Origin of the sequence: Flavobacterium eburneipallidum, from assembly GCF_027111355.2 — a bacterium.
GTDB lineage: Bacteria > Bacteroidota > Bacteroidia > Flavobacteriales > Flavobacteriaceae > Flavobacterium > Flavobacterium eburneipallidum.
On record NZ_CP114291.2, the window covers coordinates 2,795,957 to 2,816,517 of the forward strand.

General features: G+C 37.9%; 10 protein-coding genes. 2 read left to right on the top strand and 8 right to left on the bottom strand.

Features of this window, described 5'->3' with window-relative positions; all coding sequences use genetic code 11:
- Positions 1-75 precede the first annotated feature (75 nt).
- On the top strand, positions 76-2,433 hold the full coding sequence (locus OZP15_RS11825; protein ID WP_281336198.1) for a beta-galactosidase: 2,358 nt from the start codon (positions 76-78) through the stop codon (positions 2,431-2,433).
- A 58-nt stretch (positions 2,434-2,491) separates the two neighbouring features.
- Positions 2,492-5,395, top strand: coding sequence for an exo-beta-1,4-galactosidase (locus OZP15_RS11830; RefSeq protein ID WP_281336199.1), 2,904 nt, complete (start codon positions 2,492-2,494; stop codon positions 5,393-5,395).
- A gap of 72 nt (positions 5,396-5,467) precedes the next feature.
- On the opposite strand, the gene OZP15_RS11835 is transcribed toward OZP15_RS11830, so the two are convergent.
- The 8 genes from OZP15_RS11835 to OZP15_RS11870 all read right to left on the bottom strand — a co-directional run bounded on the left by OZP15_RS11835 (position 5,468) and on the right by OZP15_RS11870 (position 20,450).
- A complete protein-coding gene (locus OZP15_RS11835; protein ID WP_281336200.1) occupies positions 5,468-7,804 on the bottom strand; it encodes a glycoside hydrolase family 2 TIM barrel-domain containing protein in 2,337 nt (778 codons plus the stop codon).
- Between the two features lie 15 nt (positions 7,805-7,819).
- The gene (locus tag OZP15_RS11840) at positions 7,820-9,160 is read right to left on the bottom strand and encodes a TolB-like translocation protein (RefSeq protein ID WP_281336201.1); all 1,341 of its coding nucleotides are present in this window, start codon (positions 9,158-9,160) and stop codon (positions 7,820-7,822) included.
- 2 nt (positions 9,161-9,162) lie between these two features.
- Positions 9,163-10,515 carry a glycoside hydrolase family 88/105 protein gene (locus OZP15_RS11845; protein ID WP_281336202.1) on the bottom strand — a complete coding sequence of 451 codons (1,353 nt, stop codon included), beginning with the start codon at positions 10,513-10,515 and terminating at the stop codon, positions 9,163-9,165.
- Between the two features lie 52 nt (positions 10,516-10,567).
- On the bottom strand, positions 10,568-11,644 hold the full coding sequence (locus tag OZP15_RS11850) for a PKD domain-containing protein (RefSeq protein WP_281336203.1): 1,077 nt from the start codon (positions 11,642-11,644) through the stop codon (positions 10,568-10,570).
- Positions 11,645-11,862: 218 nt separating this feature from the next.
- Positions 11,863-14,295, bottom strand: a complete 2,433-nt coding sequence (gene galB, locus OZP15_RS11855; RefSeq protein ID WP_281336204.1) for a beta-galactosidase GalB — start codon at positions 14,293-14,295, stop codon at positions 11,863-11,865.
- Positions 14,296-14,339: 44 nt separating this feature from the next.
- Entirely contained in the window at positions 14,340-14,669 is a 330-nt protein-coding gene (rhaM, locus tag OZP15_RS11860) for an L-rhamnose mutarotase (protein WP_269225641.1), read from the bottom strand.
- A 220-nt stretch (positions 14,670-14,889) separates the two neighbouring features.
- Positions 14,890-18,537 (bottom strand): rhamnogalacturonan lyase family protein, encoded by a 3,648-nt coding sequence (locus OZP15_RS11865; RefSeq protein WP_281336205.1) that lies wholly within the window; start codon positions 18,535-18,537, stop codon positions 14,890-14,892.
- A 398-nt stretch (positions 18,538-18,935) separates the two neighbouring features.
- Positions 18,936-20,450 carry a sialate O-acetylesterase gene (locus tag OZP15_RS11870; RefSeq protein WP_281336206.1) on the bottom strand — a complete coding sequence of 505 codons (1,515 nt, stop codon included), beginning with the start codon at positions 20,448-20,450 and terminating at the stop codon, positions 18,936-18,938.
- Between the last annotated feature and the right edge of the window lie 111 nt (positions 20,451-20,561).

The window sequence follows — 20,561 nt, forward strand, 5'->3', positions numbered from 1 at the left end:
TAAAAACGTTTTCTGAAAATTAAGAAACTATTTATTTTAGGTTGAATATAAAGTAAATGTATAATTGAATAAAAAATGAGATTATTGAAAACATCCAAATTAATTCTGATCCTCGTCATTTTTATGACATTCATTACCAATGCGCAAGTTTCGAAGCAAGCCGGAACATTTGTTGCTGCTGACAACACTTTTCTGTTAAACGGAAAACCATTTTTAGTACGAGCTGGAGAAATTCATTTTCCGAGAATTCCCAGAGAATATTGGGAGCAACGCATTCAAATGTGTAAAGCAATGGGGATGAATACCATTTGTATTTATCTTTTTTGGAATTTTCATGAACAGCAACCCGATCAATTTGACTTCACAGGCCAAAAAGACGTAGCCGAATTTGTGCGACTCATTCAAAAAAACGGAATGTATTGTATTGTTCGTCCTGGTCCTTATGCCTGTGCCGAATGGGATATGGGCGGTTTACCTTGGTGGCTTTTGAAGAAAAATGACATTCAAGTACGAACCAAAGACAATCCCTATTTTATGGAGCGTTCCACCAAATACTTAAAAGAAGTAGGAAAACAATTAGCGCCTTACCAAATTCAAAATGGTGGAAATATCATCATGGTTCAGGTCGAAAATGAATATGGAGTTTTTGGAAAAGACGTACTCTATATGTCACAAGTTCGTGATGCGGTTCGTAATTCAGGATTTGACAAAGTGCAATTGTTCCGTTGCGATTGGAGTTCTAATTTCTTCAATTATGATGTGGATGGCGTTTATACCGCATTGAATTTTGGAGCTGGTTCGAACATCGAAAAACAGTTCGAAAAGTATAAAGAAATTTATCCAAAAGCACCGCTAATGTGTAGCGAATATTGGACGGGTTGGTTTGATTACTGGGGACGAGCGCACGAAACTCGTTCGATTAGCAGTTTTATCGGCAGTTTAAAAGACATGTTGGATCGCAATATTTCGTTTAGTTTGTATATGGCTCACGGCGGAACTTCATTCGGACAATGGGGCGGAGCCAATGCGCCACCTTTTGGATCAATGGTCGCTTCGTATGATTATAACGCTCCAATAAATGAGGCTGGATTGCCTACAGATAAATTCTATGCGGTGCGTGATTTGATGAAAAATTATCTGAATCCTGGCGAAACCATTCCAGAACCACCTGTAAATTATCCTTCGATTTCGATTCCACAGCTCACTTTTAAGGAATCAGCATCGCTTTTCGAAAACCTTCCGAAAGCGAATAAAACAGAAAATATACAATCTATGGAAGCCTTCAACCAAGGCTGGGGACGCATTTTGTATCGTACACAATTGCCAGAAAGTAAGACTTCTTTTAAATTAAAAATTACCGAATTGCGCGATTGGGCAAACATTTATATCAATGGAAAATTCATAGGCAATTTAGACCGTCGCAAAGATGAAAACACGATTGAAATTCCTGCTGTTAAAAAAGGGGATGTTTTGGATATTTTGGTTGAAGCCATGGGACGAGTAAACTACGGAAAAACCATTATTGACCGAAAAGGAATTACCGAAAAAGTGGAACTATTGTCTGGTTCGAATACCACTATTCTTAAAAATTGGGAAGTTTTTAATTTTCCTGTAGATTATAATTTTCAGAAGAAAATGAAATTCAAAACCGAAAAAGCAAAAGGACCAGCTTGGTACAAAGCTACTTTCGAATTGAAAACTACTGGCGATACGTATATCGATATGAGTACTTGGGGCAAAGGAATGGTTTGGGTAAACGGATACAATTTAGGGCGTTATTGGAAAATTGGCCCTCAACAAACCTTGTTTATGCCAGGTTGTTGGTTGAAAAAAGGCAAAAATGAAATCATCGTTTTGGATTTAGAAATACCCACAGCAACACAAATTTCGGGTGTTACGACTCCTGTTTTAGATAAAATTGTAATCGACGAATCGCTTTTGCACCGTAAAAAAGGAGAAACACTAGATTTATCTGTAGAAACACCTTCAGATGAAGGCGTATTTTCAAGCGGTCAAGGTTGGAAAGAAGTCACTTTAAAGAAAGAATTTGAAGGTCAGTATTTCTGTTTAGAAGCTTTAGATTCTCAAAATCCTAAAGACACCAGCACCACTATTGCCGAAATTGAATTGATTGGTGTGGATGGTTTACCTATAAATCGTTCGAAATGGAAAATAGTTTATGCGGACAGCGAAGAAGTTTCGGTAGGAAACTATTCGGCTGAAAAAATATTCGACCAACAGGAATCTACGATTTGGTCAACAGGCTGGACTGTTTCAAAAACGCCACATCCACACCAAGTCGTGGTAAATATGGAGGATTCTGTAAAAATTAAAGGCTTTAAATATTTGCCCCGTACCGATAAAAGCACCAATGGAAATGTAAAATCGTATCGTTTTTATATTAAACCAAGCGCATTTATAATTAAAAAATAGTCTAGCATCTTTGTCAAAGTTCAAACTTTGACAAAGATTAACAACAACACAAAACACAATGAAAAAATTCAATTACGCCTGCCTCCTATTGGCAATCTTATTTTCTTTAAGCAGTTTTAATAGTAAAGCTCAAGTAATCAATTTGGACGGAAATTGGCATTTTGAAATTGACCGAAATGACGAAGGAGTTACTGGAAAATGGTACAACAAAAATCTTTCGGACAACATTAAGTTGCCAGGTTCGATGGCGGAATTCTTAAAAGGTGATGAAATCACACTAAAAACCAAATGGACAGGATCTATTTATGACAGTTCGTTTTATTTTATTCCAAGATTAGAAAAATACCGCCAACCAGGAAATATTCACATTCCCTTTTGGTTGACCCCAGCGAGACATTATGTTGGAGCGGCTTGGTACCAAAAAGAAGTAAACATTCCTGCCAATTGGAAAGGCAAGCACATTTTGCTTCGTTTAGAACGAGCTCATATCGAAACCAGAGTTTGGATCAATGACAAAGAAGTGGGTTTGCAAAACTCTTTAGTAGCACCTCACGTTTATGATTTGAGTACATTTCTTGTTGCCGGAAAACAGCGTATTTCTATCCGAATTGATAACAGCATTAAAAAAATAAATGTTGGTCCAGATTCACACAGTATTACCGATCATACACAGGGAAATTGGAATGGCATTATTGGTAAAATCGCTTTAGAGGCTTTTTCGCCAATTTATATCGAAAATGTTCAAATTTATCCAGATTTAAAAAACCGAAAAGCTCGTGTAAAAATCACAATCAATAATAGTACTGCGACTGATTTTAGTGGAAAAATAGCAATCTCGGCAAAAAGTTTCAACAGTTTAAAATCAGATAAAACACAGGAAATATTCAGTAAAATAATAGTTGCGAAATCGGATTCTAAAACTATTGAACTCGAATTACCTTTCGGAAAAGGAATGCTCACTTGGGACGAATTTGATCCTGCTTTGTACAACCTTGACGTGAAATTGGTTTCCAAAGAAATCAAAAACAGTAAAACCATCCAGTTCGGAATGCGTGAATTTAAAATCAATGGCAATCAATTTTTAATCAACGGCAATCCCGTTTTTCTACGAGGTACGGTTCACAATTGCGAATTTCCGCTAACTGGTTATCCAGCAACAACTGTTGAGGCTTGGGAGAAAATTTATCGAAAAATAAAATCATACGGTTTAAATCACGTTCGTTTTCATTCTTGGTGTCCGCCAGAAGCCGCGTTTATAGCTGCCGACAAAGTGGGACTTTATTTGCAACCTGAAGGACCAAGTTGGCCTAACCACGGACCAAAAATTGGATTGGGTCAGCCAGTAGATCAGTTTTTGTATGACGAAACGACCCGAATGGCAAAGGAATATGGCAATTATGCTTCTTTTACCATGTTGTCAGCAGGAAATGAACCAGCAGGAAATCAGGTGAAATACTTGAATGCTTTTGTCGATTTTTGGAAAGCCAAAGACAACCGAAGAGTATATACTGGAATGTCCGTTGGCGGAAGCTGGCCAGTAGTTCCAAACGCCGAATACCAATCTCGTGGTGGTGTGAGAGGTTTAGAATGGAAAAAAATGCCCGAAACAGAAACCGATTTCAGTAGTGGAATTGCACCATTTAAAGTTCCTTTTGTCGCTCACGAAATTGGACAGTATTGCGTTTTTCCCAACTTCGAAGAAATTCAAAAATACACTGGAGTTTACAGAGCCAAAAACTTTGAGATGTTCCGTCAAGACTTGGAAGACCACAATATGGCCAATCAAGGCAAAGATTTCTTGAATGCTTCTGGAAAATTACAGGTTTTGTGCTATAAAGGCGAAATCGAAAAAATGTTGAGAACGCCTGGTTATGCTGGTTTTCAAGCTTTGGGATTACAAGATTTCCCAGGTCAAGGAACCGCTTTGGTGGGTGTTTTGGATGCTTTTTTTGACGAAAAAGGATATGTAACTTCACAAGAATATGCCCGTTTTTGTAATTCGACTGTTCCATTGGCTAAAATTTCAAAATTTGTTTACACCAATACAGAAACTTTCAAAGCTGAAATTGCGCTGTTTCACTCGGGTAAAACTCCTTTGAAAAACGCTATAATCAGTTGGACTATTAAAAATGAAAAAGGAACTATTCTTGCTGAAGGGAATTTTGATCCTAAAACTTATGAAAATGGAAATGGTCTTTTTGTTGGAAATCTAACTTTTGCGTTAAGCGAAATTAAGGAAGCCACCAAATTAAATTTGGAAGTAAAAGTAAATGATACAGCTTTTGTGAATGATTGGAATTTTTGGGTCTATCCAGATAAAAAAATGGAGTCCTCCCCTTCTATTTATTACACGACAACATTAGACGATAAAGCCAAAGAAGTTTTGAATAATGGCGGAAAAGTATTCTTGAATGCTTCGGGCAAAGTGGTAAAAGGCAAAGAGGTTGAAATGCACTTTCTTCCTGTTTTTTGGAATACCTCTTGGTTCAAAATGCGTCCACCGCACGTTACGGGAATGTTGATTCAGGATAAAAGTCCAGCATTTGCCAATTTCCCGACCAGTTTCCACTCTGATTTGCAATGGTGGGAAATTCAAAACCGAGCGCAAGTAATGAATCTAGAAGATTTTCCAACTGATTTCCGACCAATAATTCAACCAATTGATACTTGGTTTATGAATCGCAGACTGGCTTTGGTTTTTGAAGCCCAAGTTGGAAAAGGAAAAATCATCGTAAGCAGCGCTGATTTAGGTCCCAATTTAGAAAATAAACCAGCTGCAAAACAACTGTTTTTATCGCTTCAAAACTATATGAATTCGGATCAATTCAATCCTAAAAATCAATTGTCACTTGATGTAATTCAAGATATTTTTGTCAGTCCTTCGAAAGAACAATTTAAGACCTACACCAAAGACAGCCCAGATGAGTTGAAACCCAATTCGAACCAGAATAAGGTGAAGTAAAATCTATAATTACTGAACAAAAAAAATCCTCGAAGAAAATTCTTCGAGGATTTTTTATATTAAAAAAGGCACTTATTTTCCTTTTTCAGCAACAATATCAATGCTTATTGCTCCTGCTTCTATCCCTTCTGCGGTAGCTTTGATTTCAATTTTACCATTACTTTTAGCTGCTTTGATTATGGCGATGGCTTTCCCTTTGTAGGCACTTCTTTCTGGCGACAAATAATCTTCGTGACTGATGATATTGCCATTGTCTGCGGCAATAATTTTACCAGCATCGGTAACTGTAAATTTAATTAGGTTGTCGGCATTTGCGCAAACAATTCCTTTATCGTCCACAATAGTTGCGGTTACAAAAGACACATCATCCCAATTGTTAGCCAATGTTGGATTGCTTTTAGTCAAGATAATTTTTGATGGTTTTCCTGCTGTTTTAAATTCTTCTTCGGCAACCACTTTACCCTTGTTTTTTCCAATGGCTTTTATGGTTCCTTCTTCAAAAGTAACATTCCATTCTCTTGGCGAATCGTCGGCTGGTTTTTGCAACAATCCCAAAGATTTATCATTCAAGAAAAGTTCCACTTCCTCGCAATTGCTATAGACTTGAACTTTGGCATTGTCATAGGTGTCAAAATCGTTTGGTGTCCAATCAGCTGTCCAATTTCCTGCTCCGGCATTTTCGGATTTTCTCACAATATGAACCACTGGTTCTTCTGACCACCAACTGTCTCTTTGCAAGGATTGTTGTTTCCAGTTTCCAGCTCGGTCAAATAATCCTTGATTGTTGGTCGTTTCAGGCCAATCGGCTTCTCCTAAATAATCATAACCTGTCCATAAAAATTGACCCGCCATATACGGTTTGTCTCGCAAAGCCAACCATTGAACTAGAACGTGTGTGTTTTCAGTTCCCAAAACTTTCCAAGTTGGATGCGTTTCGTGAGCTACGATTAGTTCGTTTTCACGGTAATTTTGCCCCACTACATCCATTTGCTCGGCAAAACCACTCAAATATACTTTGGAATTGGCGGGTCTGAAAAGTGCCATCGTTACTGGTCTGGTGTCGTCGTATTTCTTTACTACATCTTCTTGCAATTTATACTTTTTGTAGCCTTCGGGGTAACTCAAATCATCGTGAATTTCATTTCCAATGCTGTAAATTACAATCGAAGGATGATTTCTATCTCTCAAAATGATGTCTTTGGTGTCTTGTTCCCACCACTCTTTGAAATACAAATTATAGCCTTTTTCGCCATTGTGTTTTGCAGCCGTCCAGGTATCGAACGTTTCGTCCATTACCAAAAATCCCATTTGGTCACACAAATCCAAAAACTCGGGAGCCACAGGATTATGCGAAGTTCGAATGGCATTCACTCCCACTTCTTTTAATTTTTTGAAACGTTCTTTCCAAACTCCCAAAGGCACAGCAGCTCCAACAGCTCCACCATCGTGATGCAAACAAACGCCTTTCAGTTTTATATTTTTTCCGTTTAACCAAAAACCAGTTTCGGCAATAAATTCTGCTTTTTTGATTCCAAAAGTCGTTGTTTGATTGTCGATAAGCGTTTTTCCTGAATACAATTTGGTTGTAGCCGTATATAAATGAGACGTCTCCAAATTCCATAATTTGGGATTGGTAATTTCAACATCTTGCGAAAACAAACCCGTAGTATTCGCTGCAATATTTTTGGTACTTTCGACTGTTTTAACCACTTTTCCAGAAGCATCGGCAATTTCGATTTGCAGTTTGTAATCTCCAGCCGTTTTATTGTCAATTTCTACTTTTAAATTCACAACACCTTTAGCAGTTGTAGCCGTTGGAGTGGTAATAAAAGTTCCCCATTGTTTGAAATGAGTCGCATTAACCGAAACCAGACGAACGTGGCGATAAATTCCCGCACCCGTATAATAACGAGAAGCGGGTTGAATCGAATTATCGGCTCTCACGGCAATCACATTCGGTTTATCAAAGTTTAAATACGGTGTTAAATCATACGCAAAACTCACATACCCATAAGGACGTTTGCCTAAATGTTTACCATTTATCCAGACATCACTATTCGCCATTACACCATCGAATTCTATGGTAACTATTTTTTTGGCATCCGCTTTATCCACTTGAAATGTTTTGCGGTACCAGCCAATTCCAGTTGGCAAATAACCACCACCACGAGCCGATGGATTGGTTTTTTCATAAGGTCCTTCGATGCTCCAATCGTGAGGAACGTTGAGAGTTCTCCATTTTGTATCATCAAATGAAGAGGCTTCTGCACTTGCTACTTCGCCTTTTGTAAACTGCCAACCGTTATCAAAATTGATGATTTTACGTGCTTGCGAAAAACCGTTCGTAGCCAAAGCCAAAAACAGCAATAAGAAAGCAATTGGTAATTGTTTTGTTTTAAGATTGTTCATTTATCAAATTTTAAATTATTTAGTTTTCCGTTTCAACCATTCCTTCGGCACATTGACAATACAGATATTCATAGTTTTATTGTCTTCCGATAGCATCGCCGATTGAATTTGGATTTTGGTTCCCTCTCTGTTAAATGTCGGATGAATATGATCTCCAGCAGTTTCTTTATGTCCCGTGGTGAGCATCATCATTTCGTTTGTTTTTCGGTCAATGAGATACAAACTTCTCGAAAAATCATCGCCCACAGCCCATCTTCCGTCGGCTGAACCGTGAACGTGCCACAAACCGCTACCACTTTTGGTTTGGCCCGCAATAATCATTTCTCGGGTTCTTAAATTTACGATTCCCAATCCTGTTGGTTTTTCACGTGTTCCTGTTGCTCCCCAATTGCTTTCTTGCCCCGGATTGACAGGGTTTCTAATCTTTCCATCGGCAGCAACTTCCACTGGAATATCTTTCTCTACGCCAATTTTTCGATGTCCCATAATAGCGATGGCAACCTCATCTTTGCCAATCACGGCTTCGTGTGTTACCCATTCCGAATCGGATTCAGGATATAAAGGTCTCAAACCCGTTCCGTCTGCCATAACCGTCCAGGTGCGTTGGGGCGACTTCCCTCCTGTTTCCCAACAAAAAACAATCTCGCCCGAATTCCAGATATTCGATTGGATGTGACCAATTTGAAAAGGAACCGAAACGACGTGTTTCAACTCTCCTGTTTTCAAATTCATACTGCCAATTCCGCCTGGACCAGCACCCATATTACGTGGTCCAAAACTTTTTTCGAGCACCACACTTTTATCTAAATATTTGGCGGCTTCTTCTTTTCCAACTCTAAAATAAACCCTTTCTTCATCGGCATCCAAAGCCATATCGCCCGAAGCTCCCATTTCTGGGTTCGTTATTCCACAAACTCTTTCGTAAGATGAAACTGGCTTCATTTTTCCTGCTTTACTGTCTTTAAAAACAGCTTCCAAATCGACTTCGATAATTTGCATTTTATCTTCAAGTGCTTTTCGCATAAAGTACAATTTCATCGACTTTTGAGCTATGCACAAAGTTCCGTTATAACCGCCTTCAGTAACTTGAACCAGTACACCCGATTTTTCATTAACCGCCATTGCTTCGCCTTTCACTCGGTTGGAACGAAATATCAACCATTCTCCATCGGATGTCCATTGCGGATGCGTGGGATAGGTTTTGGAATCGCCTTCCGAATTTGTTGTCAGAAAAATTAATTTCTGTCCCGTAATTGGATCTTTCACTATCTTTTTTTCGGATGGAAAACGAGTCCCAATTTGACTAAAAGCAGTAGCCACAACAAGGAGCAAAATGGCATTTAAAAGGGTTTTCATTTTTATTTGATTAGGTTGTTTTTACCCGGAATTTTCAATTGAATTGAACTGTCATTGATTTCGAATTGGCTGTCTTTCAACAACAAAATCACCTCGGCTCCAGCCAATAAAACAGGACCATAACCGTGAGCCGCAAATACATTTATAGGACGATAGTAATAAAAAGCAGGGTCAAATCCCATTCCAGTTCCCACGCAAGTTCCTTCGACTTGACCTTTATCATTCACTTTAGAAGCTACGGCATTCCAAGCCAATAGCGTCATTGGTGCATAAGTCATTTTGTCCACATAACCACGATTTATGGCTCTGGCAATAGAATACGTATAAATTGCGGTTGCCGAAGTTTCTAAATACGAATCATTTCTATCCAATAATTGGTGCCAAAAACCAGTTCCATCTTGGTATTTTGCCAATCCTTTGATGTGCGCTTGCAATTGCGCCAAAACTCCTGCATATCCATGGTGGTCTTTTGGCAAAACTTCCAATAATTCGACCATCGTCATCACCGCCCAACCATTGGCTCTAGCCCAATGAAACTGCGGATGATCTTGCATAGATTGCACCCAACCGTGCATATATATTCCTTTTTCTTTGTTGAACATTCGACCCGAAAATTGGTTGACTTGTTTTACGGCATCGTCAAAATATTTCACATTGCCTGTATATTTCCCCATTTGTGCCAATGCTGGTACGCTCATAAACATATCGTCTAACCAAAGCGTGTTGTCTTGAGGTCGGTTTCGTGCCAAAGTTCCGTCGGTCAATCGAAACTGTTTGTTGCTGATAAAATCAATATAATTGTTGATTAACGGATCGGCATTGGTTTTCAACCCCTCTTGTTTGGCTTTGATAAATGCGGCACAAAGCGCTCCTGCAAAATCCAATGCTTCGGGATGAAGGGTTTTGAGCATATCCTTGTCTTTGATATTTTGCTCCTTGTAATTGGCAGCGATATCAGCAATCAATTGCAATCTTTTGTTGGTGTAATCGGCATATTTTGGGTCGGCAGTGGCTTTGGATGCCAAAAGCATTCCTGCATAAGTAACGCCCCATTCGTAGCTGGTCAATCGAAAAGAACCCGGCTCGAACATAATGTCTTCATTGCCTTTTTTGTAATTCGTGATTTCGGCTTTTGTGGTTGCGTTTACAATTTTGGAAGCCGAATTTTTATCCAAAAAAGTATAAACTCTATCCAAAACGGTTTTTACAGCCTCTTTCTGCGGAACATTATAGGGTGTTGGGTAATCGGGTTGCATCAAGTGCAAAGGCGTTGTTGCATCGTTGGTTTGGGAGATGCTTGGTGTTAAGCTTCCTAAAAAAAGTAAAGCAATAACTGGGATTTGGTAGTGTTTCATAGCGGTATAATTTTAAAATTTATGGTTTTTGGTTTGTTTTATTTAGCGATTTCTATTTCAAGGCCACATCCCAAACTTTTGACATTCTGGATTTTCCTTTTGATCCTTCGATGTTCAAGACGACGATGTATTTCCCGGCTTCTTTGTATTGATGAATGGGGTTTTGTTCCGTTGAAGTTGTGCCATCACCAAAATCCCAATTCCAGGATTTGATTTCTCCTTCGGATTGATCGATGAAAGCGACCATTCTTCTGTTCATATCCACCGTGTTGAACGTCCATTTTGCTTCAATTACTTTTTTGAATTCAGGTTCCAAAGGCATTAATTTGAAAGGCAAACTATAATTGGCATTGCCATACATCGTATGCTCTTTCGACAAGTTCCAAAAGCCGTTATTCTTTTCGTTATTGACATCGTCATAGTCGATAATCGCCCAACAAAGACCAATGTTTTTATTTTCAGTTAAAATGGACTCAACCGCTCTTGAAGGATCATTTCCAGCATAATCAAAAGGGGTTATCCAAAACTCCAAGGTCAGTTTTCCCGATTCTCCGGGTTTGAAATTGTAATTGATTGCCGAATTAGAATAAGGCAATTCTTTAATCCAAGGCTGGCTTCCCCAAGCCAAAGCCCAATCTTTGCCTTCGGCTGGCGTGAAAATATGATAGTTCTGGGCGTGAACACCGTGATAGGAGAAATAAGCATCCATCGTATTGGTCAACGCTTTATTGGGATGAAATCGGTCAATAAATGGCCCGCCCGATTGATCGGCATCGACCGTGATTTCAAAGATGTCGTTGTGTAAACCCGTCAGGGAAAAATCCCAATAATTATCGTAGGCTTCGTATAAAAAATACAAGCGATTGAGCCCTTTGACCCAAGCGACTTTTACGCTGACATCCAGATTTTTGGGATCAGCTTTGGGTTGTTTTCCGCTATCGTCCCACAATTGATCCATCCCTACTACATAACTTTTGGGAACCATTTTCCAATCGTCAGTATTGCCATCAATGGTTGGTATTTTATTGGCTGGAAATTGAAAAACCTTGAAACTTCTGGTGTCTTGTGACCAAGATTGAACCGTTGCAAACAACAGTAATATTAAAATATGCTTTTTATCTAATCTCATTTAATGTTTATTCAATTTTATTCAATGTCGATTCCTTAAATTTTATTCGTCACTTCGAGTGGTTTTTAATAGTAATGCGACAGCTTTACTATTAAAAATTGTATCGAGAAGCCTTTAAAATTATAGTTCTCGATACATTTTATTAAAAAAAGCTGTCGCATTTTTTAATAAAACACTCGAACAGACGGGTAATCTATTCGCTTAAATTCAATCTCTAATTACTTCGAATTCAACCCTATTTTCCCGCTTTTCAATCCTTTTCCAGTAACTGTTAATTCCATTTTTCCTGCTTCGTCAGTCGACTGAACCAAGACCACTAATTTACCGCTAAATAATTTCATGGTAGGCAAATGAAATTGTTCTAATGAAGTGGCATCACCGTTGCAAGCTGCTCTGTAAGTTCCTTTTCCGCTTACGCTAAAATTCAATTGTTGCGTAGCTGTTGGACAAAGATTTCCGTTTTTATCTACTACTGAAACCGTTATATAAGACAAATCTTCTCCATTGGCTTCGAGTGTATTTCTGTCCGCTTCTAATTTTATTTGGTAAGGTTTTTCAGAAGTGTGAATACTTTCTTCGGCAACTGCTTTTCCGTCTTTATCCAAAGCAACTACTTTAATAGTTCCGGGTTCGTATTTGACATCCATCCACATCAAACGGTATCTGTTTTGAGGTGTAGCATTATTTTTCTTTTGGATTCCCATACTTTTTCCGTTGACAAAAAGTTCGGCGCTATCATAATTGGTGTACACAAAAACAGGTGTGGTTTGTCCTTCTCTACCTTCCCAATTCCAATGTGGTAAAATATGAAGCGTTTTTGCCGTGGGATTCCAACGGCTTTTATACAAATAGAATCTGTCTTTTGGCAAACCTGCCAAATCACTGATTCCAAAATAAGAACTTCTGGAAGGCCACATTTCGTCATAAGGCGTTGGTTCGCCCAAATAATCGAAACCTGTCCAAACAAATTCGCCAATTACCCAAGGTTTGTCATCTTGTAACACAAAATCATCATCGGGAACATTCGACCAACTGCAATATTCTAAATCATAGGAAGACGATTGAAAATCGGGATATTGCTTGGAATGTCCTTTAACAACTGGAAATTTGTAAACTCCACGAGAACTCACGGTCGAAGCTGTTTCGGAACCCAAAATAAATCCTTGCGGAAATTTTTTGAACGCTTCGTCGTATAAAGGCAAACGATAATTCAGTCCGGGAATATCCATTATGGCTCCAAAACCCGATTCCATTGTGGCTTTTACTTGATCCATTCCTACTGTTACAGGACGAGTTGGGTCTTCACGGTGGAAGATTTCTTGCAGCCATTTGGCTCGCTTCACGCCTTCGGCTCCATGTTGATCCGGAACTTCATTACCCGAACTCCACATCACTATTGACGGATGATTGCGAGTCGCGTGAACCAAATTGACCACGTCTTTTTCGGCATCAGTTTTAAAAAAACGATTGTAGCCATTTTTTACTTTTGGCTTTGCCCATTCGTCAAAACTTTCGGCTAGGAACATGAATCCCATTTCGTCACACAATTCGAGTTGTTCCAATGACGGCATGTTGTGCGAACTGCGAATGGCATCGCAACCCATATCTTTCAAAATAGTCAACTGTCTTCGTAATGCGGCTTTGTTAATAGCTGTACCAATTGGACCCAAATCGTGGTGCAAACAAACGCCTTTGAACTTGCGTACTTTTCCATTCAAACTAAAGCCTTTGTTAGGTTCGAATTTGATGGTTCGAATGCCAAATCGTGTTGTTGTTTCATCTTTTAAAACATCACCAACATAAATTTGAGAAACGGCTGTATAAAGATAAGGTGTTTCTGGACTCCACAATTTTGGATTTTTTACGGCTATATTTTGTTCGAATTCATTACCGAAAAGAGTTTCGGCTTTGTTTGTAGCAACTTCTTTTCCAGAAGCATCTTTGATTTTGATAACGATACGAAGATTTTCGCCAGTAACCTTGGTTTTGATATTTACTTTTGCCAAATCATCAGTAACTATTGGAGTGGTTACGAAAGTTCCCCATTGATCGATGCTTTCTTTGTTTTTGACAATCAGTTTCACCTTTCGGTACAAACCAGCGCCAGGATACCAACGGGAAGATTCACCAACATTAGAGAGATGTACTGCCAAATTATTTTTTCCATTAGCAGCGATATAATCCGTAATGTCGAAGTAAAAAAAGTTATAACCGTAGTTCCATTCGCCTACTTTTTTGCCATTCAAAAATACTTTGGGTTCGCTCATCGCTCCTTCGAAAAGCAGGATTACTTTTTTGCTTTTATCAAGATTAGGAACTGAAAATTGATTTCTATACCAAGCTTCACCGATGTAAGGCAATGCGCCAGTTCGACCCGTTTTTTCGGTGGCTACTTTTTCGCCATTTTGAACAATGGCGGTTACTTGCTTGTCGATTTCTTTGTCAAAAGGGCCGTAAATTGCCCAATCGTGTGGAACGGTGACGGATTGCCATTTGGAATCGTTAAAGTTATTTTCGAAAGCTTTTTCGCTATTGCCTTTGGCGAATTTCCATCCTTTGTTTAGTTCGATGGTGGTTCTTTCTTGGGCATGGATCACAGCTGCGAAAACTAAAAAAGCGAGAGCTAAAAGCGTATTTTTTTTAGAATACATGGTTATTTTTATTTTGCGGGATTGTATCAATAATTAGTCCAAAATTAATCCAAATGAAAAACTTCTTTCAAGCCAATAGCAACTGGTGAATTATCAGGATTGGTTTCCATAATATCGCCCATAAATGCCCACCATTTTTTGACAATTGGATGATTCGGTAATAGGTTCTCATCAAAATCGGCACTTATTTTTTGCACTGCAAAAAGGATTAGGGTTTCTTCGTCCAAAAAGATACTGTAATCTTGAATGCCTGTTTCTGAAAGCAAACTAGCTAATTCTGGCCAAATTTCATCGTGACGTTTTTTATATTCGGCTTCAAAACCAGGTTTTAATTTCATTTTGAAGGCATTTCTAATCGTGTTAGTTGTTGGCATTTTTTTTATTTTAAGGTTAATTAATTTGAGTTTATTTTGATGAAAGTAATGCTACATTCGAACTTTTTTTACTCCAAATTTAGGCTTTTGGAACAATAGTTTTGTTTCAAATTTATCCATTTATTATTCCAATACTGTCCTGTGCTATACTGCCAGTTAGACCTACAAAAAAAGAGGATTTACAAAATTGCAAATCCTCTTTTTAAAAATTAGAATTGGATTATTTTTCAAGAACCAATTTCATTGTTTTTACACCATCTTTACTAGTCACTTTTAGCAAATAAACCCCAGCAGCATTGTTTGGAATATTCAATGCAAAAGTTTGTTTGCCCTCGTTAAGTGCTACTTCTTTTTGTAAAACAACTTGTCCGTTGATATTGCTGACAGCAATACTAGCTTTGTCAGATTGGTAACCATTTAATTCAACTGTAAACTGTCCAGCAGATGGATTTGGATAGACCATTACATCCGAAGTAACTGAAATTGTTGGCTTGTTGATACCTAAATTAGAGCTGTCTTGAATCACTACATTTGGCACTGGAGCAGGAGCCATATCATACCCCAAGAAAAAACTTGGATGTGGTGGCTGGTTGTAAGCTGAATTCTGCCAAGCAATTGCTGTACGGTATTGTGGATCGTGCATTAAAGTATAAATTCTTTTATCTGTTATAATATTAGTTGTAAAAAGAATTAAAGCAGTATTATCAGCGCGACGAAGCAAAATTTCTTCTCTCCAATCTCCTAAAATATCACCAGTTAGTGCTTGATTTTTTTTCGTATCATTATTAGAGGCAACAGGTGCAGCATTGTATATGGTAAACAAACGACCTAATGTTTTTGTTGTAGGATTCCATTTGTCCATGATAGTTCCGTCTAGTAATTCACGACCTAAATCACCATCCCACCATACTGCACTATTTACTGCTTGGCTACCTCCAGTTGGTTTAGCTGTACCAATTAAACCATCTTGCACGTTATAGAAATTACCTGCAGAACTCCACATTTCATATCCTCTGTGATTGGGATCAACATCGGCGGCTAAAGCACGACCAACGTCACCAGTTGTAACAGCTCCAAAAATCATTTTTCCTGTTTTCGCATCATTCAATCGGATTCCGTAAGGACTGTATTGCCCTTCCGATTCCAAACATTGCCAGATTTCTTGACCTGGACGGTCTGGATCCATGTCGGACATGTGTAACGCATCTCCGTGACCTTGACCATACGTCCAAAGGCGTTTTCCATCGTCGTTGATAGCACTTGATCCATTGATGATTTCATCTTTTCCATCGCCATCTACATCGCCAATAGTCATTTGGTGATTTCCTTGGCTAGATAAAGCATTATTTCCTGGATTAGTAGCGTCTTTGCTATCAAAAATCCAACGCAATGTCAATTGTCCGTTGCGCCAATCGTAAGCTGCACGCATTAATTTGTCATAATAGCCACGACCTACAACAATACTTGGACGAGCTCCATCTAAATAAGCCACCGCAGACACAAAACGATCCTGACGATTCCCATAATTATCTCCCCAATCAATTGTATTAGCTCTAGCTGGTTGATAAGGAACAGTCGCCATAGCAGCTCCAGTTAAACCATTGAAAACCGTCAAGAATTCAGGTCCTTGTTGTACCCAACCACCCGTATTTCTGTAATCTACAGTAGCGTTACCGATAACAGTTCCTACACCGTCAATGGTTCCGTCGGCTGTTTTTAGAATGATTTCGGCTTTTCCGTCTCCATCAAAATCATACACCATAAAAGGGTTGAAATGTGGACCAGCATTCATATTTTTACCCAAATTGATACGCCACAAACGAGTTCCATTCAATTTGTAACAATCAAAAATGGCATCTCCAGAATAACCTCCTCCGTTATGATTCAAAGCAGAAGGATCCCATTTCAAGATAATTTCATATTCGCCATCGCCATCTACATCACCTACACTGGCATCATTGGCAGAATACGTATAAGCTGTTCCATCTGGAATTGTTCCTCCAGGTGGAATTTGCAACGGAATCGACAATTGATTGTTTGCCCAAACCGAAACTGGAGTTGTAGCAGTTCCTTCAGTTCCGTTTATTAGAGTTTTTATACTATAAGTTCCGTTGGTTGTTATGTTATCAATATAATTAGTCGATGCTGTAATAGGTGTAGTATTAATTTTTATATTATCTCTATAAATATTAAAAGCAATAGTAGCAGGATCGTTCCCTAGCAAACGCCAGCTAACAAACACTTCGTTACTTGATTTACGCAAGGCTACTACTCCTCTATTCAAGAATTCTACTTGTTTAGGTGTAGTTACCACTGCATCAGGCAATGCCAAAGTGTTCACTCTTACATTTGACCCATAAGTAGTACTTGTTCCGCCACCATTGATAGCATAAGCTCTAACGTAATACATAGTTGCTGGAGTCAGTCCTGGAATACTTACAGTATAATTTCCTATTCCGGCTGTACTCGCTATCACTTTAGTATTCGCAATTGTTGGATTATTACCCAAACCGTAAACAACTCCTCTTTCAATAATGGCTGTTCCCCCATCGGAAGTGATATCGCCTCCTGCATCTACAGTGGTTGAAGTAATATTAGTTACCGCATTTGTTGTTATAACTGCTGGTGGCGGTGCTGGAGCATATTTGCGAACCACTGGAGTTGAAATGCTAGCAGAGTTCGTTTTAGTGTAAACTACATAAGGATACTCGCTTCCTAAAGCAATGGTTAAATTACCTGTATTATTTTCTATACCAGTTGTTGTCACGCTTGGATCTTTCATTTCAGTCCAAGTAGTTGCACCAGCGATTTGTTTGAATACACGTGCAGAATAGGTTGCAGTACTTGATACATTATCTATAAAAGAACAGTATAAATTATTTGAAACATCTTTTATCAAACTTAAACTTGGGGAATCTCTAGAACCTATTCGTGTTGTAGAACTCCAAGTAGCTGCAGTTTTATTATAAACTACAGATGTAGCACGATTACCGTCTCCAATATTAAAAAAAGCGATTGATAAATTATTAGCTGAATTCAAAACCATGCTAGTATGTCTAACACCCGCTGTTACTGATGAAGTTGTAGCAGGTGTCCAAGTGCCTGAATTAAAAGTGTACAAAGTCATTGTACCATTATTGGGAAGACTTGCAAAATTAGATATATTACAAAAAACCAACCACGGAACATCAGCTTCATCTAAAACCAAACTAACTCCAATGGCGTTCAAACTTGCATTAACTGGTCCAGATCCGATTGTAACCCATGTATTTCCATCAAACTTTTTTACGAAAGGAATCAATGTGGCATTATCACCATAAGCGATATATGGATTATTATCAGAGTCAAAAGTCAAAGAACATCGAGGTGAAGAAGAAAATCCACCATTGATTGTAGGATTTACATTCCCTGTAGAAACGTACAGATTATTAACATCATTGTTTAATGGTTCCCATGTATCAGTTTCAGAATTATATTTTTTTACGGCTAGTTTATTACCATTTCCAGCATCGACATAAGTCACATAAAACTGATTGATTTTATCCAATACAATTCTAGAATACGTAAGATTGGTTCCAATATCGTTACCGAATTGTTCCCAAACTCCTGTAGTAGCATTTCTTTTCTTTACTTTGACAACAGGTCCGGTTCCTTCTCTTAAAACCACATAAGGAACATCGTTCAAAACCGCAATAGAAGTGTAAGTAGATGCCACAGCTGACACTTCCGACTCACTTCCTAAAAGATTCCAGTTCTGGGCAAAAGTGCTTGAACTAGTACAAAAACTTAAAATTACGACAAGCGTAATTCTAAAAAGAGTCTTCCTAAAACCTGAAGATACAGACTCAAAAAGTAGTTGTTTTTTCATAAAATAAATATTTGGTCTCTCCATTCTTGAATCTCAAAATTTCTCCAGAATGAATTTATTAAGTTTGTGTTTCAAATTTATTAGGTTACTAATCGAATAGTGTCCTGCTCTACCCTGCTAGTTTTCTGTAAACTAGATTTTTAGCCTAATCAAAAACCATTTTATGATTACTAATTATTTGAAATCTAACACTTTACAATTTTAACTTTAATTTTATATTTTATATAATTAATTTGTGATGAATTTTATAATTATGAAAATTAGTACTATTTTTTTCAAGTTATTAGCAATAAAAAAGCAAAAACAATATTATATCCAAACAGAATCGTCAAAGCACAAAAAAGCCTGTTTAAAAATTTGAAATTTAAACAGGCTTTAAAAACAAAAAAATAATCAAATTACTCCCAATCATCCGTTCTAAAAGGGGAAGCGGGTAAATTTTCAGTATTGAATAAATTAGGTTCTGGAATCGGTCTCCAAGCAAAACGAACGGCTACTGGATGTTTCACTTTTGTCGAAAAAACTAGAATTGTTTTTCCATCAATTTTAGCATCGGCTGGATAAAACACTTTGTCTTCGCCTGCTATTTCAAATTCTTTTAAATTCTCGGTTGTTTTTTTAAATCCAGAATCAGCATAATCAAAGAATAATTGCACTCGATTATTTTTAATTTTCAGATGATTGTAAATTGGTCCTGAATACACCAATTTGTTTTCATTATAAGTTTTAGCTCTTGCTATCAAAGCCAATCGATGCCCTACCGTTTGCTTGTCTATTGGATGAATATTGGTGGCGTTTCCAACATCAGTAGTAACCACCATTCCGCTATTTGGAATCGTTTTCAAAGACAGCAATTGTGCTTCTCTAATGGCTGCATTTTGTCCTTTATGAGGCGTAATTTGTACATAATAAAACGGAAAATCACCTTGTTTCCAATCGCTTCTCCAGTTTTTGACCATCGCTGGAAAAAGGGTTTGATACAATTTAGCTTGTTCGGCATTGCTTTCTCCTTGATACCAAATTACTCCTTTCATCGTGTAATTAATCAACGGATACAACATCGCATTGTACAACACATAAGACGTTTTATTATCTTCTTTTTTAGGTTTTTTTACCTCACTTTTAGATAAATCATTGTTATTAGCCAGACGTTCTTTTTTTAAATCTGCATAATATTTTTCCAGCTTTTCTTGATGCAGTTTTTCATTCTTGGCATCGGTTTCTAGGATGGATAAAAAATCTGGATTTCCTTCTAAAACAGATTGCGAAGTCCAAGCTTCGGCTTTAGTTCCGCCCCAAGAAGTCGAAATCAAACCAATAGGAACATTCAGCTTTTGGTACAAATCTCTTCCAAAGAAATACGCCACAGCCGAAAAAGTATCTACCGATTTTGGGGAACACTCTTGCCAATTTCCTGTAACATCATCCAAAGGTTTTGGCGAAGATTTGGTCAAAACGGTAAAAATTCTAATATTCGGAAAATTGGCATTCTTTACCTCTTCTTCATAATTCTTAACGCCTGTTTTCCAAGTTCCCTCTTGCTTTCCTACTGGAAAAAACATATTCGACTGACCCGAACAAACCCAAACTTCGCCAATGAGGATGTTTTTCAGCACAATTGTATTGAATGCTTCGATAGCAATAGTCTGTTTTTTTTCGCTTCCTTGAGGTGTATTTACGGCTACTTTCCAATTACCTTCTGGACTAGCCGTAGTTTCTACAGGCACATTTTGCCAACTCAATTGAATGCTTATTTTTTCGTTTGGTGCTGCCCATCCCCAAAGGTTCACTTTTGCATTTTGTTGCAAAACCATATTATCGCCCACAAGAGCTGGTAGTTTTACTTGGGCAATAGTTGCTGATTGTATTCCTAAAACCAAGATAAGAAGTAGCAGTTTTTGCATGTATTTCATTTGAAATCAATTTTTATGTTTAAAAGTTAAATGTAAAAGAGTTGAAAATGTAAACAAAAATAAATCAAAAAAAATCCCGAAATACATCGGGATTTTTAATCTAAATATTTA

Excerpts from the sequence above, each read along its gene's own strand:
- OZP15_RS11830 (WP_281336199.1), top strand. The coding sequence starts at position 2,492 with ATGAAAAAATTCAATTACGCCTGCCTCCTATTGGCAATCTTATTTTCT.
- OZP15_RS11825 (WP_281336198.1), top strand. The coding sequence starts at position 76 with ATGAGATTATTGAAAACATCCAAATTAATTCTGATCCTCGTCATTTTT.
- OZP15_RS11845 (WP_281336202.1), bottom strand. The coding sequence starts at position 10,515 with ATGAAACACTACCAAATCCCAGTTATTGCTTTACTTTTTTTAGGAAGC.
- OZP15_RS11840 (WP_281336201.1), bottom strand. The coding sequence starts at position 9,160 with ATGAAAACCCTTTTAAATGCCATTTTGCTCCTTGTTGTGGCTACTGCT.
- OZP15_RS11870 (WP_281336206.1), bottom strand. The coding sequence starts at position 20,450 with ATGAAATACATGCAAAAACTGCTACTTCTTATCTTGGTTTTAGGAATA.
- OZP15_RS11865 (WP_281336205.1), bottom strand. The coding sequence starts at position 18,537 with ATGAAAAAACAACTACTTTTTGAGTCTGTATCTTCAGGTTTTAGGAAG.
- OZP15_RS11835 (WP_281336200.1), bottom strand. The coding sequence starts at position 7,804 with ATGAACAATCTTAAAACAAAACAATTACCAATTGCTTTCTTATTGCTG.
- rhaM (WP_269225641.1), bottom strand. The coding sequence starts at position 14,669 with ATGCCAACAACTAACACGATTAGAAATGCCTTCAAAATGAAATTAAAA.
- OZP15_RS11850 (WP_281336203.1), bottom strand. The coding sequence starts at position 11,644 with ATGAGATTAGATAAAAAGCATATTTTAATATTACTGTTGTTTGCAACG.
- galB (WP_281336204.1), bottom strand. The coding sequence starts at position 14,295 with ATGTATTCTAAAAAAAATACGCTTTTAGCTCTCGCTTTTTTAGTTTTC.